Here is a 13,210-nt window from a genome sequence, read left to right on the forward strand (position 1 = left end):
ACATTTTTTGCTAGATCAATTGAAAGCGTGCTAACGTTATTCATGATGGACTCTCCTAATAACTGTGTTTGCAACTATCAGTTTGGCGCATTGACGCCGATTTGGGAGCGTCCATCTCATCACCCACCACTAATTTGCCTATTCCTCAGCTTGGGGGGCTCACGCAAGTTTGGGTATGACAAAACTGGCAATATCACTAGCAAAACTGTTAATGGTATTACCAATATTTATTAGAACTGCAAATCGAATGAACGTTTTTGACCAAAGTGATGGACGTGTTTCCATACTTTTTTACTTCACTTCCTCGGCTTTGATGCTAATAGTGATGGATGTCACTTATTTTCGCATTCCTCAGCTTAGACGTTAATAGTGATGGGCGTCACTTATTTTTTTATTTTCCTTTTGTGCAATTTGCACGAAAGGAAAACTAATAAGGCGTTTAAGATTGGCTCCCAATGCTCCGCATTTTTGGATTGATTCAGCTGAAGTATTTACGGCACAATGGCTTAGGCTCGGCGGCATGCGCGGTTAACCACTTAATGCTGCGTTATGTTTCTTTGTAAATATCCATTGCGAATAGGACTAAGCATGTTCAAACAAGGTCAAGAATATAGCCGTAAAGAAATTAGTTCTTTAATCGGTGGCCAAATACAAGGCTACATGGGAACTCGGAACAAAAAAGTTATTGGTGTTTACCTTGAGTTGAATTCGAACCCAAATGCACCAAGAGAAATTTTATGTGGCACTGGAATAGATATCGCTAAACATGGGCTTTGGCTGTCTCAACAGGATGAGCCAGTGCCGATATTCGTAAAGAGAAAGGCAAATGAATGGGTATACCAAGGACTTTTCTCAGTAGAATCGACGATTGTAGACGGATCAACTCTAGAAAAGATCCGAAAGCAAGCAGGGCGAAAGTATCAACTTAGTAGGGCAATATACCTTAGCGAGGTAAGCGAGCAGTTAGAATTTGAACAACAAGTAACGTGGTCTAGAGCATTAACTCGAGCTCAGAGAGTTGAGCGTTTATCAAAAGCGGAAGCTACACCAAAAGCAATTCAGGTTAAAACAACTGTCTATATTCGCAATCCAGATGTTGTCGCAGAAGCATTGATTCGTGCTGACGGAATCTGCGAAAACTGCAACAAGCCTGCACCATTCATCAGAAAATCAGATAACACGCCTTATTTAGAGGTTCACCATGTTCTACCCCTAGCACAAGGTGGAGACGACACAATCGAAAATGTTCTGGCCCTGTGTCCAAATTGTCATCGAGAGGAACATTTCGGCTAAAACCTACAAACTATTTAAGAGTGATTCGCAACGTGTGGCATTTTTACTATGCGTTGTGATTGGTATTTAAAAGTGGTATGTGACGGCTTCAGTATTGCGCTGCTCATACCTTCCTTCGCAAGGTGTCAGTTATACGTTGAGAATTAGTGCCAATGGAAAAGTCAAAAGTAAAATTTGAAGCCCTTTTTGAGACTACGATTCTCACTATGTTTATTGCGTTAGCTGGCTCTAGTTTTTTAAATTACTAAATCCATTTGTTACAAAATTAGTGGCTTTGGTTCTTGTTTTAGCTATGCTTGCAGTGGTGCTTATTTACGGGGCAATTTATAAATAGGCGTATTTTTCAAGTGTTGATTTAAATGCCATAAAGCGCTTTTATTTAGCCCACCAACTGTTGTTTGTAGTAATTACTTTATTAACTTTATTTGGTCAAGTAAGGCACTTGTATACATAAAAAACTGTTAAAAAATGGGAAAATTCAGTTGCAGGTTTGCTCGGGCACCACCGAATATCGGCTGTTTAAAATGGTGCTAATTTGCTCAGAATGCTTGAGTCACTCTGTCTGAATGACACTTTCACACTGGAACCGATCAGGTTTGATTAAGCCCCAGCTTTCAAATCTAACAGTTCTGGTTAATATTATTCACTTTAAGCTAATCGCTTCATTATTTTATAAGAAACTATCGCCTTGGTGCTTGCGTTAATGCCTCAAAGCCTTATACCTGAGCTTATAATCTAGCTTGTTTAACTAAACTAATGTTTTACTCATCACCACGACATCAACGCCTCGGTAATTGACGTTTTCGAGCGGTTGCCAGCCGAGTTTTCGATAGAGTCCACCTTCTGGATGCTCTGTTTGTAAATATAACGTGGTAACACCAAATATTGAGGCTAATCGCTCTGCTTCTTTGACTAAGCGTGACGCTAGTTTATTTCCACGATAGGGCTTATCCACATAAACGCCACCAATCCAGTGCTCTTTATCTGTGTAGATACTCATTTCATGAAATTTAAGCTATTGCAAATCGCTGACACCCACCACTAATTTGCCTATTCCTCAGCTTTGACGTTAATAGTGATGGATGTCACTTATTTTTTATTTTAGTCGGTTGGGCGATGTCAGAAAAGCCAAATACTGCATTAACTATCAAAGCATTAGATAGAGCATATGAACAAAGAGGCAAGCCTAGGGGAGTTATGTTCCATTCAGACCAAGGCAGTCAGTACAGCTCAATCAAATTTAGGCAAAGACTATGGCGATATCAAATAACACAAAGTATGAGCCGCAGAGGAAATTGTTGGGACAATGCCCCGATGGAGCGTTTATTTAGAAGTCTCAAAACGGAATGGCTTCCAAGTACAGGCTACAGTTCATTTAAAGAAGCTGAACAAGACGTTAGCTTTTACTTGATGAACTATTACAACTGGAGAAGGCCTCATAGTCATAACGATATGCAAGCTCCAGCAGTAGCAGAAGAAAAACTTAATTCACTGTCCGGAACTAGTTGACCACTACACAGAGCGTCCATACATGTCACTTATTTTTTGGGAACGGCTTAAACATATGCTAATATCTGAAGGTGAAAGTGCGGGCAATCTTCACTGCCCACACTTAAAACTGGGAATAGCTTATCTTACGTAAATTTGAATATTTTCCGGTGAATAGAACATGTTACCGCTCGTTGCCGTACCATATTTACCACTGCGTTCTGTAGGTTTAAAATCGAGATTGTAAATAGTAACGGTTGTGAAATAAGTTCCGTTATTTGGATTGCTTAGGTAGGTATAGTCAGAACCTGTATAAGTGCAACCTGGTTCCGAGTGAAAAACAGGCGTGTTTGCCAGATCGTCTACCAGCACCTGGCAATTTGCAGTATCCAACTGGGCAAAATCAAACATTACATAATTGTCGTTGTTTCCATCCGTAATCATGATCTGCGTGGCATTCGATTTTAGTGCTTGCCACACAGCCACATCAATATAGTGGTTTTTTTGAGTTATCGGATCTGTCAGTTCCTGGGTGCGAGTGTGTGATGCTCCACCATTCTTCTCACGGGTGTTAACCAGAGTCCATCCACCTTGAGCAACTTCCATATTGCAATAAACGGCTACAGAAGTTGGGATACCATTTTGAGTAAGCTCAACAGTGTAAATCCCTGATTGCGCCGCTGGATCTTTTATTTTTACTTCGTCACAAGACTGATCAGCAACGCCAGTTGTCGATTGCAACATTAGCTGGAAGTCGCCAGATTCAAGGTTATTGTTATACCAGGTCCCCTGATATAACCCATTAGACATGAACCTGCCAAGATAGTGCTTCTTGATATTACCGTCTGTTGTGGTGAACTCGATCATATTGTCATTGTGAAGATAATGACCCTTTGTCACACTGTTATCAGATTTGAGCACAAAGTCATCTTGTACTCTCAGTAGTTCAGAGCTAGACATTGTATATCCGGCGTCAAGCTGTCCATCGAGAAATGTATCTTCCTTTAGGTCGATATATTGAGGTGTGGCGTAGCTGTATGAGCTGATCAAGGAAAGAAGTAGCAGGTGTTTTTTCATAATAATTCCTTATTTTATTTCTGTTATGTCGCAAAAAGAACTGGCTAACACAGACACCCACCATAAATTTGCATCTATGTTATGGTGGGTGTCTGCTATCTGCACACCATCTTTATCACTAAAACCAACGTTTAGTAAAAATGCTACGTATGCGAATCACTACTAAATTGAATCGCCCCGAGTTCATCGGAGACTAGTTTGTTTAAGTCAGGCTACTTTATCTGACTCTCTTAAATTATCATAGAAATCTGTACGGCTAACACCGACACCCACCATAATTTGCATCTCTGCTACAGTATAAAGCTAAAGCAAAGCTTTGCTCATCACCACGACATCAACGCCTCGGTAATTGACGTTTTCGAGCGATTGCCAGCCGAGTTTTCGATAGAGTCCACCTTCTGGATGCTCTGTTTGTAAATATAACGTGGTAACACCAAATATTGAGGCTAATCGCTCTGCTTCTTTGACTAAGCGTGACGCTAGTTTATTTCCACGATAGGGCTTATCCACATAAACGCCACCAATCCAGTGCTCTTTATCTGTGTAGATACTCATTTCATGAAATTTAAGCTGCACGACTCCTGCGATTGTGTCGCCATCCAGCGCGACGATTACACAAGGAATACTAGAGTCGCTAAGGTAGTCTAAAAGCTTTTGCTCAAAACGCTCTACAGAGGCTTCCTCAACAATACTTCCCCACTCATCAAAATACCACTTGGCAATGATTGGGATGAATGCTTTGTGATGCGCTAAAAGTTTAAATTCCATTTTAATCCCTCAAATAAAAACAGTACCTACGCAGGTCTACTCGTAGCGCTTAAATTAACCGTAATTCGTTCCTATTACAAGGTCAAATAGCGGGGTCTCGTTAATTGATAGATATAGATATCGTGCTTTTCATCGCCTATATCCAAAAAGGCTTTTAAACGACATTTGCGTTTCATCCCTAACTTCAGCATCAACCGCTGCGACTGTTGATTGCCAACAGCGCACATTGCCTGAATGGTATCGACAGAACACTGTTGAAAAGCCGCCTTTATCAGCGCCGCAGCAGCCTCATAGCCGTAGCCACAACCAATTTCATCCTCCGCTAATCGAAATCCAATTTCACCAACCTTTTTCTCTTCGTCGACATATTTAAAAACTAGCTCGCCAATCAGTTTTCCTTTTTGTTTGCTCACTATAGCCAAGATCAAGCGCTCGTCTTGTTCTCCCTTCCAAGGCTGGCATGCTTGAACTAGCCGCTCTTTTGCCGACTCGAACGTGGCAGGCGCACCAATATATTTTGACGTATTTGGATTTTTCCGATGGCTATAAACTGCATCAAGGTCGTCCATTGTCATACGTCTCATGGACAAACGTTCGGTTTCAAACTGCATTGGTATTTTTCCTCACTCGCAGACCACACATAATCACCAGTCTCATAAATAAACGCCCCGTAGTAGCAAGCAGCCCTGCATTTTATTACTCTTTACAAACCGGCATAAAAACAGTGCATAAATGCCGCCAAGTTAAAAACAGTAACAGTGCACAGCCAAAAACGAGTACCGCAAGAGACTCTACACCACTCAGTAACCACTTATTGACTACCCATGCCACGCAAGAAAAAAATAGCAGCTCAACCGCCCCTACCAGCGCATTCGCTGTTCCTGCCTTTTCTGGATGTAAAACCCCAATGAGATGCATGTAACTTGGAAAATACGCGCCAAATACAAACATAATCGCAGCATAAGCGAGCAGAACAGCAAGCGCACTACCACTTGCAAATAGCAGCAATAACACGCTGACAACTAATGCAGGCCAAGTCCAAATTACAATATCTAAATAGGAGCGCTTACGTTGCAATACCTTAGTTAATATTGATCCTATGAGTAAGCCAAACATGGGGATCATCATCGCCTGACCTATTGCTTTGGATTCCAAGCCAAACTGCCTTGCCAGTAAAAACGGCAGATACAACTGAATGGTAAGATACAAAAAAGTAGGTAACCATTTGAGCGACGCGAGGGAAATAAATGATCGGTTTAGCAATAGACTTTGATATTCATAAAAGAGCGCGTTTGGCCGTAACGACAAAGTAGTTTTACTGCTCTGCTGCATAATTCTATAGCCATACACCAAAATCAAAACATAGTATGCGAATGCAAACCATGACATCCCCTGCCACCCTACCCAGCCAGATAACACCCCAGCCAAGAATGGACTACAAATAGCAGTCACACTCACCGACATTGCCAGTGTCGCCATCGCGCTTTTAAGTTCTGCACCTGATAATCTTGCAGCAAGAAGCGTTCTGCCAATTAACACCGGCGATGCAGCACCAATGCCTTGCAACACTCGACCGATAAAAAATACCTCGGCGCTAGATGCTATTGAGCAAAAAACCGTACCTAACAGTAAAATACCCAGCCCACTAAAAAATAAAGGCCTATCGCCAAACTTATCTCGTAGCGGCCCAACCAGCAGTTGCGCAGCTCCTAGTGTAGTGAAATAGCTAATTACTGCTGCTTGTCCTTGACTAGGCGTAAGCTGTAAGGAATCCGTAATATTAGGTAAAACAGGGATGTAGATTTGGCTTGCGATCTGAGAGCAAGACATCAGCAAAACAGCTAAAAACACCACTTGAAACACGTCAGCTCCTCTTAACTTAATAGAGGGTAATTTTACCGAGCTTTTAATATCCAAAAAACAAGGTAATAATAAAAACACTTATTCCCATCAGGAAACAATTAATGGATTGGTTAACCGGAGTACGGAGCTTTAGCAAGGTTGTAGAGTTTGGCAGTTTTACCCGGGCCGCCGATGAAGAAGGTGTTTCAGCGTCTGCAGTGAGCAAACGAATTGACTGGCTAGAACAACAACTAGGCTTAACGCTATTTATTCGCACTACTCGCCAAGTCAATCTCACTGAGGCTGGGGAGCACTTTTTGCCGAAAGCTTCAATATGGCTTGCGCAGTTTGAATGTTTAACTGATCACGGACAAACGCTGAATCAAGCGCCATCAGGTAGCTTGAAAATCGCATCAACTCTCGCGGTAGGCAGCACCATCTTGATGCCAAATATCGCCTCATTTTTAGCTAAATATCCCAAGCTAAAAATTCATCTTAATGTCATCGCCCCTGGCGCACACCCAGATCTTAATCACGATTTAGTGATCACACGCTACTATGAAGCGTTTGACTCAGCCTCTCACAAAGGCAGCCGGCTCATTGACTACCAAATGCAAATCTTTGGTGCTCCTCACTATCTCAAACAGCATAACCCTATCGAATCTCTGGATGATCTCCGCCAACATAAAATGTTGTTAAGCAGTTACTACCATAAGCTAGGTGGGATTATTCTTGAAAATGGAGACACCTTCCAATTTGACAATTACAACTTCGTCTCTGATCAGTTAGACGCAATGCTGACTGCGGCCGTGCAAGGTTTGGGGCTGGTGTTTATTTCTCCTAGCTATGTGAAAAGAGAGCTTGACCAAGGTTTGCTCACACCTGTTTTACCTGAAGTGAAATCAGAAACAAAACAATTGTGGGCGTATTATCCGAAGGCAAACTACACCCCCTATAAAACTCAACTTTTTATTGATCACCTTAAAAAGCACCTTAAAGCAACAGAGTAGAGAAGAATGGCTTTCACATTTGTTCACAATTTAAGTACAAAAAATTCTCTAAAGATTTAGAGCCACATGCTAATTTAGGATATTTACTCAACTTTGTAGTACTAAACCGTGCTAACAGAGTATTTCGCTAAAAATAGAGCCACATACTATAACTTTAAAGGACTAACAATGAGTTTTAATCTCTTCACGAAAACCACACTGGCAACACTAGTCTCTGGGCTAGCTGCAATGAATGCACAAGCAAGCCAACCGCTCAGTTTAGATACCATCACCGATCCACAAATAGGTTGTGATACAAAAATTGAATTACTGATGGCAAATGCTGCCAGTGGCGTAAGTGACAATTTATTGCCCGCTGAGACTATGTTAGAAGTGCTCAATACCCATTGCCAGCAACACCAACAAACTACAAATGAAACTGAACGAACCCCACCTGAGCTAAGAGCAATCCACTTGACCTCAAACTCAGTTAATGTCAACGACGGTGACAAAACCGTAGATATTACCTTGAGATTTTACGATGAAAGCGGTGTAAAATCCGCACGTGTTTATTTATCACCACCAACAGGCTTTAGTTGGGGTGGCAACAAATCAGCAGTAGCTTCTAATTGGCAGAAAACCGATGAGACTGGTGTGTATGAAAGTAAAGTCAGTTTTACTTTCACTGATGCCGACATCAATGGTAAATGGTTTTTAACCTTAGGCCACGTAACTGACGTAAATAACGCGGTTCGTTTTTGGCTTCGCGAGAGTGAAATTGAAGCCGCCGGCTTTAACCCATACATCGTCGTCTCAAATGATAAGGTCTCTGAAGGAGTTAATCCTGAGATCAAATCTATTGTGATTTCAGGCACTGAAGTTGATGTAAATACAGGCGATAAGACGGTTAACGTAACCGTAGAAGCTTACGACCAGTCGACTATGTCTAAAGGCGTAATTAGGGTTTCACCACCTAGCCAGTATAAATCACTTGCTATAAAACAGGCTGAGTCATCTGATTGGCAAGAAACAGATGTCGAAGGAATTTATCGTTCGAATTATTCTTTCACCTTTACTGATAAAGACCTACCTGGTGAGTGGTTTGTTGCCACAGCTATGCTCACTGACAGCAACGGAAATATGGGAGTTTACAACCGAGGACACTTTAATACACTAGGCTTACCTTCTGTCATCACTGTAAAAAATGAAACGGAACTAGATCTAGTACCACCCAGAATCAACCATATCGCTTTTTCATCTAATCAACTGGCATCAGCGAATGGTGAGCAAAACATAACGCTAACAGTCACAGCGTCAGATCTATCGGGGATGGCCAAAGGTTATTATGCTCTCAGAGCACCAGAAGGTTCTGACGCGGAAGATAAGCTTTTCACTATAGAGCAATGGCAACAAGGCAATAGTCAAAATGAGTTTGTTGGTACTAAAGGTTTGAGTTTCAGCAACGATGACTTGCAACAAGGTCAAGGTGTTTGGCAATTAGACGCTAGTACTCAAATAGACTCTGCGGGAATATATAGCCAAGGTGCTAAAGCGCGAGAGTTAACAACGTTAGGCGCTACGCCTTATATCTTTGTTGATGAAGAACAGATCAATAAAATTTCTGTTCGGGATATAACGGGAGCCAAGCAGGTAAAAATGGGGTCTAGCATCCCAGTTACGTTAGAAATAACTGAAAACACACTACCCAGTTTACCTAGTCAATTTCATCTTTACCTAGATTCTGAAGCCGCATTAAAGCTTGATTTCGAGTCAGTAGATAACGAATATACTACTAGCTGTGAAGCGTTAAGTAACCGTCACATATGTAGTTTTAGCAATGGCGCTGACATTAAATCAGTTCAAGTCTCGTTTAATGTAACGCCCAGCGAAGTAGGCGTATTTACGCCAACCGTCCGCTTCTCGTCAGAATTCCCTGAATTAGACTACACAGACAACAAAACCGCGTTTCAAGTAACAAGCTACGAACCAAAACTGTTTAATGTCGTGTTTAAGAATTGGGACGGTGGCGTGCTTGCTACTCAAACTATTGAAGAAAGTACTTCCGCGAATGCTCCTCAAGTTCCGCCCAGAGAAGGTTTCACATTCTCTGGATGGAATGGAGATTTTAGCAAAGTGGAGCAAGACCTTATCATTACTGCACAATTTGAAATTAATATGTATCAAGTTAAGTTCGTAGATTGGAATGGTACAGTCATCAAGGCCGTGGAAATCTCTCATGGGCAAGCAGCAACACCGCCTCTAGAGCCAAAACGAAATGGCTACGCATTTACTGGGTGGGATACGACTTTTGACAACGTCACCAGTGAACTAGTTGTTAAAGCGCAGTATAAAGCGAGTTCTAATCCAACGACTACCGATAAGGAAGATAAAGGTAGTTCCGGTGGTGCGTTCGGCTTTTTACTAGCGATGCTAAGCACGCTGTTGGCTTTTGTTAGACGCAGAACACCTGCATAACCTGCAAACCTCATTTCAACAGCATAGCGACGCTTCGCTATGCTGTTTACCTTCACCAGATTGCATGAGAACCCATGTCTGGCATCTCAATGGCTCCACCTGCAGCCTGTACTGTGATTATGATGCGAAATGGTAATGCGGATAGCATTGTTCATATTCAATATTATTCCTAAAACACCCACATCGATAAACTATTGTTACAAATAATCCCCCCTGTTTTGGCGCTGACTCTCCATATGTTGCTAAACTGAGCACAACAATAATAATCAAGTTTTTGGAGTAGTCATGTCATTACAAAAATGGGGAGGAGTCGCTGCACTCACAGAAGCGGCAACTTATTTGTTTGGCTTTGTATTATTTTTTGGAGTATTGGACTCCAGTGGACATAATACCCCAGCGCTTTACCTAGATTTTTTCATCCAAAATCGCGACACCTTTTTCCTCGGCTATATTGTCATTGGGATTATTTTCAGCTTCACGCTTATCGTGTTGGTACAAGCCATGCAGCAGCGCTTGAGTAAAGCCTCTCCTGAGCTGATGAAATTTGCTAGCATAGTGGGTTATATATGGGCCGCAATTGTACTTGCAAGTACCATGGTTTTTTTAACCAGCATTGCAGCAATTGCAAAATTTTATGAGATCGATCCAGCGCTTGCACTAACGGTTAATCGCACCATCTCGATAGTGGTAGATGCGCTTGGCGGTGGTATCGAGTTGGTCGGTGCAATATGGGTACTAGCGGTTAGCTATGTTGGCATTAAACATAACGTTTTTAGTCCACTGTTGCATTATTGGGGGTTGTTGGTCAGTATTGCAGGAATCCTTACATTGTTTTCTGGCCTTTCTTCTTTCTCAGCAAACCCTTTTTTTGACGTGACCACTGCTATCTTCGGGTTGGGGCAAATCCTATGGTTTATCGTATTAGGTGTGATGTTATTGAGAGATGAAACACCAGCATAGGCGCATAACCACAGCTGGATAATATCTCCAAGGGGCAATTGCAAAATTATTGCCAGAACCACGCGTTTACTCTGGTTCTGGTAATACTGGTGGAGTGCTATCCATATAAGTTAAAAAGTTAGCCCAAAGTGTATGAGTTCTGGTTTTTACTAATTCCTTACGACACTCGAGTGCCATCACGCCACGAATAGTGCCTTCTCGCCATTGGGTATATACCGCGCCGCAGTGGGCATCGAGATAGCTTTGCCACGCCAACTGCGAGGCTTTAATCGCTTCTACCAGTTGCTCATCAAAGGCATTATGCTCAAGGCTTTTTTGGTAGTAACGTTCAAGTATTTCAGTTCTCGCGTTAAGCTCGCTCATTGCACACTCGTTGATGTCTAACGTTGAGATAGGATTTTCACACACATCTCCTCCCGCCAACGCGATTTGGCAATGTAATAAAAACAATGCAGCCGCTATTAGTCTCATGATATTTCCTTTTGTGTTTTAATGAATTTCAACATATTACCGATGGAATCGAGGTTAATTCCACCCATCAGCTCTGGATTATTCAACGCATAGAGGTAATCTTCTATCAAGGTGCAATCAATCTCGTCACGCAGTTCAACAAACCCAGCCCAATTTTCGAGGTCATCTTCGTCAATTTCACCGCTGAGATATTTTGCTAATACCACGCTTAACATCGCCTTGCTGATAGCGAGCGATACTGCACTGTTATCGCTCAATAATATATTTAACGCCTGCGCTTTGTGTGGACCGAATGTAACAAATTCGGCCAGTGCTTGTTGCTTATTCATGATTTTTCTCCAGCTCTGCGATCAAAGCAAATAACTCACTCAGCCCAGCTTGCTGTTGCTCGATTTCTTGCGCCGCAAAGCCTAAGCGAATATGACTTAAACTACTAGCCTTATCGAGAGTAAATTCAGGCTCACATTGTACGTAAATCCCTTTTTCAAGTGCTTTTTCAGATAATCTCGAGACGTCGCGTTTGCTGTTTACCCAATACGCCATTCCGCCTTGTGGCACTTCAAAGTCAATATCTAACTTGGCTTTAAGCTCGCTTAGGTGCTGCCCCATCACGTGATGGCGTACTTGATAGGCTTTGGTCATGCGGCGTAAATGGCGCTCAAACCCGCCCTCTTCCATCCAGTAAGCCACAGCCAACTGGGTAAGGGCATCATTTTTGTGATTAAGTAGCTGCTTACGTGCCACCAATTGCGCGAGCACATCGGCCCGCGCACTCATATAACCCACACGAGCACCGGCAAACATGATTTTTGAGAAGGTAGAAATATAAATCACAATACCACTTGGGTCACTTGCCGCCATTGGCTGTAACGGCGGGCAGAGATAATGAAACTCATGGTCGTAATCGTCTTCAATAATAAACACGCCATACTGCTGGCACAGCTGATAAATCGCCATGCGCCTCGGTACAGATAAAGTCACTGTCGTGGGGTATTGATGTAGAGGAGTTAAATACAACAGCTTCACCTTGTTTTGTTCAAGGCAGCGCGCCAAAGCCTCCACTTTAATGCCTTCTGCATCTTGTGCTAATGCAAAAACTTCAGCGCCTGCATTGGTAAAGGCATGTCGCGCAGGCGGATAACCAAGCATTTCGATGGCAACACCATCACCTGGATTAATAAATGCATTTGCCACCAATGAGAGCGCTTCTTGGGAGCCATTACAAATCAGTAAATCATCACATACCAGTCCCCTCGCTCTCCGCAAATACGCCTGAATTTGGGATTTCAGTAACTCGCACCCCGCAATGTCTGAATAGTGAAAATGACTGACATTGGTTTTGCGGCACGCCTTTACCAAAAACCGCTTAAACTCATCATAGGGAAAAGCATGAAGATCCGGTAAGCCCCCTGCAAAACTATAGCGGTAGGCCGTACGCTTAGTGCTGCTTACTGGGGTCAGTATTTTAGCAAATTGCGGTACGATTTGTGGTGTAGCAGGCACTTTTGTGTCTATCTGTTGGCTACTGAAAATAGGTAGTTCAGTATTGACTCGATAGCCGCTGCGCTCTTTAACCACCAGCCAGCCTTCAGCTACCAAGTTTTGTAGCGCATTCATCACCGTGTGCCGATTCATACCATGTAACTCAGCCAGCTTTCGGGCAGAAGGAAGTTTGTCACCAGGTGTGAGCTTACCTTCAGTAATGGCACTGCGTAAAACATCTGCTAAGCGTTTATGTTTAGCATCTTGAGACTGTGTTTTTGGGCTAATAGAAATCAAGTCTGGTCTAATTAAATTATTAAATCTGGTTGTTTTATATCAACCAAAATCAGCGCAATATGCAAGCA

General features: G+C 42.4%; 13 protein-coding genes and 1 pseudogene. 6 read left to right on the top strand and 8 right to left on the bottom strand.

Features of this window, described 5'->3' with window-relative positions:
• Together L1271_RS14965 and L1271_RS14970 are read left to right on the top strand one after the other, a co-directional pair.
• Positions 1–234, top strand: a 234-nt coding sequence (locus tag L1271_RS14965; protein WP_235368174.1) for a hypothetical protein, incomplete at its 5' end; no start/stop codon positions are given.
• 354 nt (positions 235–588) lie between these two features.
• A complete protein-coding gene (locus L1271_RS14970; protein WP_174169451.1) occupies positions 589–1,293 on the top strand; it encodes an HNH endonuclease signature motif containing protein in 705 nt (234 codons plus the stop codon).
• A gap of 748 nt (positions 1,294–2,041) precedes the next feature.
• Here the strand turns inward: L1271_RS14970 and L1271_RS14975 are convergent.
• The gene (locus L1271_RS14975) at positions 2,042–2,293 is read right to left on the bottom strand and encodes a GNAT family N-acetyltransferase (RefSeq protein WP_235368175.1); all 252 of its coding nucleotides are present in this window, start codon (positions 2,291–2,293) and stop codon (positions 2,042–2,044) included.
• A gap of 101 nt (positions 2,294–2,394) precedes the next feature.
• Between L1271_RS14975 and L1271_RS14980 the strand changes: the two are divergent.
• A pseudogene (locus L1271_RS14980) lies at positions 2,395–2,802 on the top strand (DDE-type integrase/transposase/recombinase); the annotation flags it as partial.
• A gap of 120 nt (positions 2,803–2,922) precedes the next feature.
• Here L1271_RS14980 and L1271_RS14985 read toward each other — a convergent pair.
• The 4 genes from L1271_RS14985 to L1271_RS15000 form a co-directional block, all read right to left on the bottom strand.
• The gene (locus L1271_RS14985) at positions 2,923–3,858 is read right to left on the bottom strand and encodes a fibrinogen-like YCDxxxxGGGW domain-containing protein (protein WP_211865033.1); all 936 of its coding nucleotides are present in this window, start codon (positions 3,856–3,858) and stop codon (positions 2,923–2,925) included.
• Positions 3,859–4,161: 303 nt separating this feature from the next.
• Positions 4,162–4,626, bottom strand: a complete 465-nt coding sequence (locus L1271_RS14990; protein WP_235368176.1) for a GNAT family N-acetyltransferase — start codon at positions 4,624–4,626, stop codon at positions 4,162–4,164.
• 74 nt (positions 4,627–4,700) lie between these two features.
• The gene (locus L1271_RS14995; protein ID WP_235368177.1) at positions 4,701–5,237 is read right to left on the bottom strand and encodes a GNAT family N-acetyltransferase; all 537 of its coding nucleotides are present in this window, start codon (positions 5,235–5,237) and stop codon (positions 4,701–4,703) included.
• 85 nt (positions 5,238–5,322) lie between these two features.
• Complete coding sequence (locus L1271_RS15000) at positions 5,323–6,489, bottom strand: MFS transporter (RefSeq protein WP_235368178.1); 1,167 nt, start codon at positions 6,487–6,489, stop codon at positions 5,323–5,325.
• 101 nt (positions 6,490–6,590) lie between these two features.
• Here L1271_RS15000 and L1271_RS15005 point away from each other — a divergent pair, with 101 nt between their 5' ends.
• From L1271_RS15005 to L1271_RS15015, 3 genes are all read left to right on the top strand, one after another.
• Positions 6,591–7,478, top strand: a complete 888-nt coding sequence (locus L1271_RS15005) for a LysR family transcriptional regulator (protein WP_174169455.1) — start codon at positions 6,591–6,593, stop codon at positions 7,476–7,478.
• Positions 7,479–7,646: 168 nt separating this feature from the next.
• The gene (locus L1271_RS15010) at positions 7,647–9,932 is read left to right on the top strand and encodes an InlB B-repeat-containing protein (protein WP_235368179.1); all 2,286 of its coding nucleotides are present in this window, start codon (positions 7,647–7,649) and stop codon (positions 9,930–9,932) included.
• A gap of 285 nt (positions 9,933–10,217) precedes the next feature.
• Positions 10,218–10,892 carry a DUF4386 family protein gene (locus L1271_RS15015; RefSeq protein WP_174169457.1) on the top strand — a complete coding sequence of 225 codons (675 nt, stop codon included), beginning with the start codon at positions 10,218–10,220 and terminating at the stop codon, positions 10,890–10,892.
• Between the two features lie 66 nt (positions 10,893–10,958).
• On the opposite strand, the gene L1271_RS15020 is transcribed toward L1271_RS15015, so the two are convergent.
• Genes L1271_RS15020 through pdxR form a run of 3 tightly spaced genes read right to left on the bottom strand, consistent with a single transcriptional unit; the run spans position 10,959 to position 13,142 of the window.
• Entirely contained in the window at positions 10,959–11,363 is a 405-nt protein-coding gene (locus L1271_RS15020) for a lysozyme inhibitor LprI family protein (RefSeq protein WP_235368180.1), read from the bottom strand.
• The gene (locus tag L1271_RS15025) at positions 11,360–11,692 is read right to left on the bottom strand and encodes a hypothetical protein (protein WP_235368181.1); all 333 of its coding nucleotides are present in this window, start codon (positions 11,690–11,692) and stop codon (positions 11,360–11,362) included. Before L1271_RS15025 ends, L1271_RS15020 begins: the two co-directional genes overlap by 4 nt.
• Positions 11,685–13,142 carry a MocR-like pyridoxine biosynthesis transcription factor PdxR gene (gene pdxR, locus L1271_RS15030; protein ID WP_102058467.1) on the bottom strand — a complete coding sequence of 486 codons (1,458 nt, stop codon included), beginning with the start codon at positions 13,140–13,142 and terminating at the stop codon, positions 11,685–11,687. Before pdxR ends, L1271_RS15025 begins: the two co-directional genes overlap by 8 nt.
• Positions 13,143–13,210 lie beyond the last annotated feature (68 nt).

Origin of the sequence: Pseudoalteromonas sp. OF5H-5 (genome assembly GCF_021530695.1) — a bacterium.
GTDB lineage: Bacteria > Pseudomonadota > Gammaproteobacteria > Enterobacterales > Alteromonadaceae > Pseudoalteromonas.

Excerpts from the sequence above, each read along its gene's own strand:
- L1271_RS15025 (WP_235368181.1), bottom strand. The coding sequence starts at position 11,692 with ATGAATAAGCAACAAGCACTGGCCGAATTTGTTACATTCGGTCCACAC.
- L1271_RS15015 (WP_174169457.1), top strand. The coding sequence starts at position 10,218 with ATGTCATTACAAAAATGGGGAGGAGTCGCTGCACTCACAGAAGCGGCA.
- L1271_RS14975 (WP_235368175.1), bottom strand. The coding sequence starts at position 2,293 with ATGAGTATCTACACAGATAAAGAGCACTGGATTGGTGGCGTTTATGTG.
- L1271_RS15020 (WP_235368180.1), bottom strand. The coding sequence starts at position 11,363 with ATGAGACTAATAGCGGCTGCATTGTTTTTATTACATTGCCAAATCGCG.
- L1271_RS14985 (WP_211865033.1), bottom strand. The coding sequence starts at position 3,858 with ATGAAAAAACACCTGCTACTTCTTTCCTTGATCAGCTCATACAGCTAC.
- L1271_RS15010 (WP_235368179.1), top strand. The coding sequence starts at position 7,647 with ATGAGTTTTAATCTCTTCACGAAAACCACACTGGCAACACTAGTCTCT.
- L1271_RS14995 (WP_235368177.1), bottom strand. The coding sequence starts at position 5,237 with ATGCAGTTTGAAACCGAACGTTTGTCCATGAGACGTATGACAATGGAC.
- L1271_RS15005 (WP_174169455.1), top strand. The coding sequence starts at position 6,591 with ATGGATTGGTTAACCGGAGTACGGAGCTTTAGCAAGGTTGTAGAGTTT.
- L1271_RS14990 (WP_235368176.1), bottom strand. The coding sequence starts at position 4,626 with ATGGAATTTAAACTTTTAGCGCATCACAAAGCATTCATCCCAATCATT.
- L1271_RS14970 (WP_174169451.1), top strand. The coding sequence starts at position 589 with ATGTTCAAACAAGGTCAAGAATATAGCCGTAAAGAAATTAGTTCTTTA.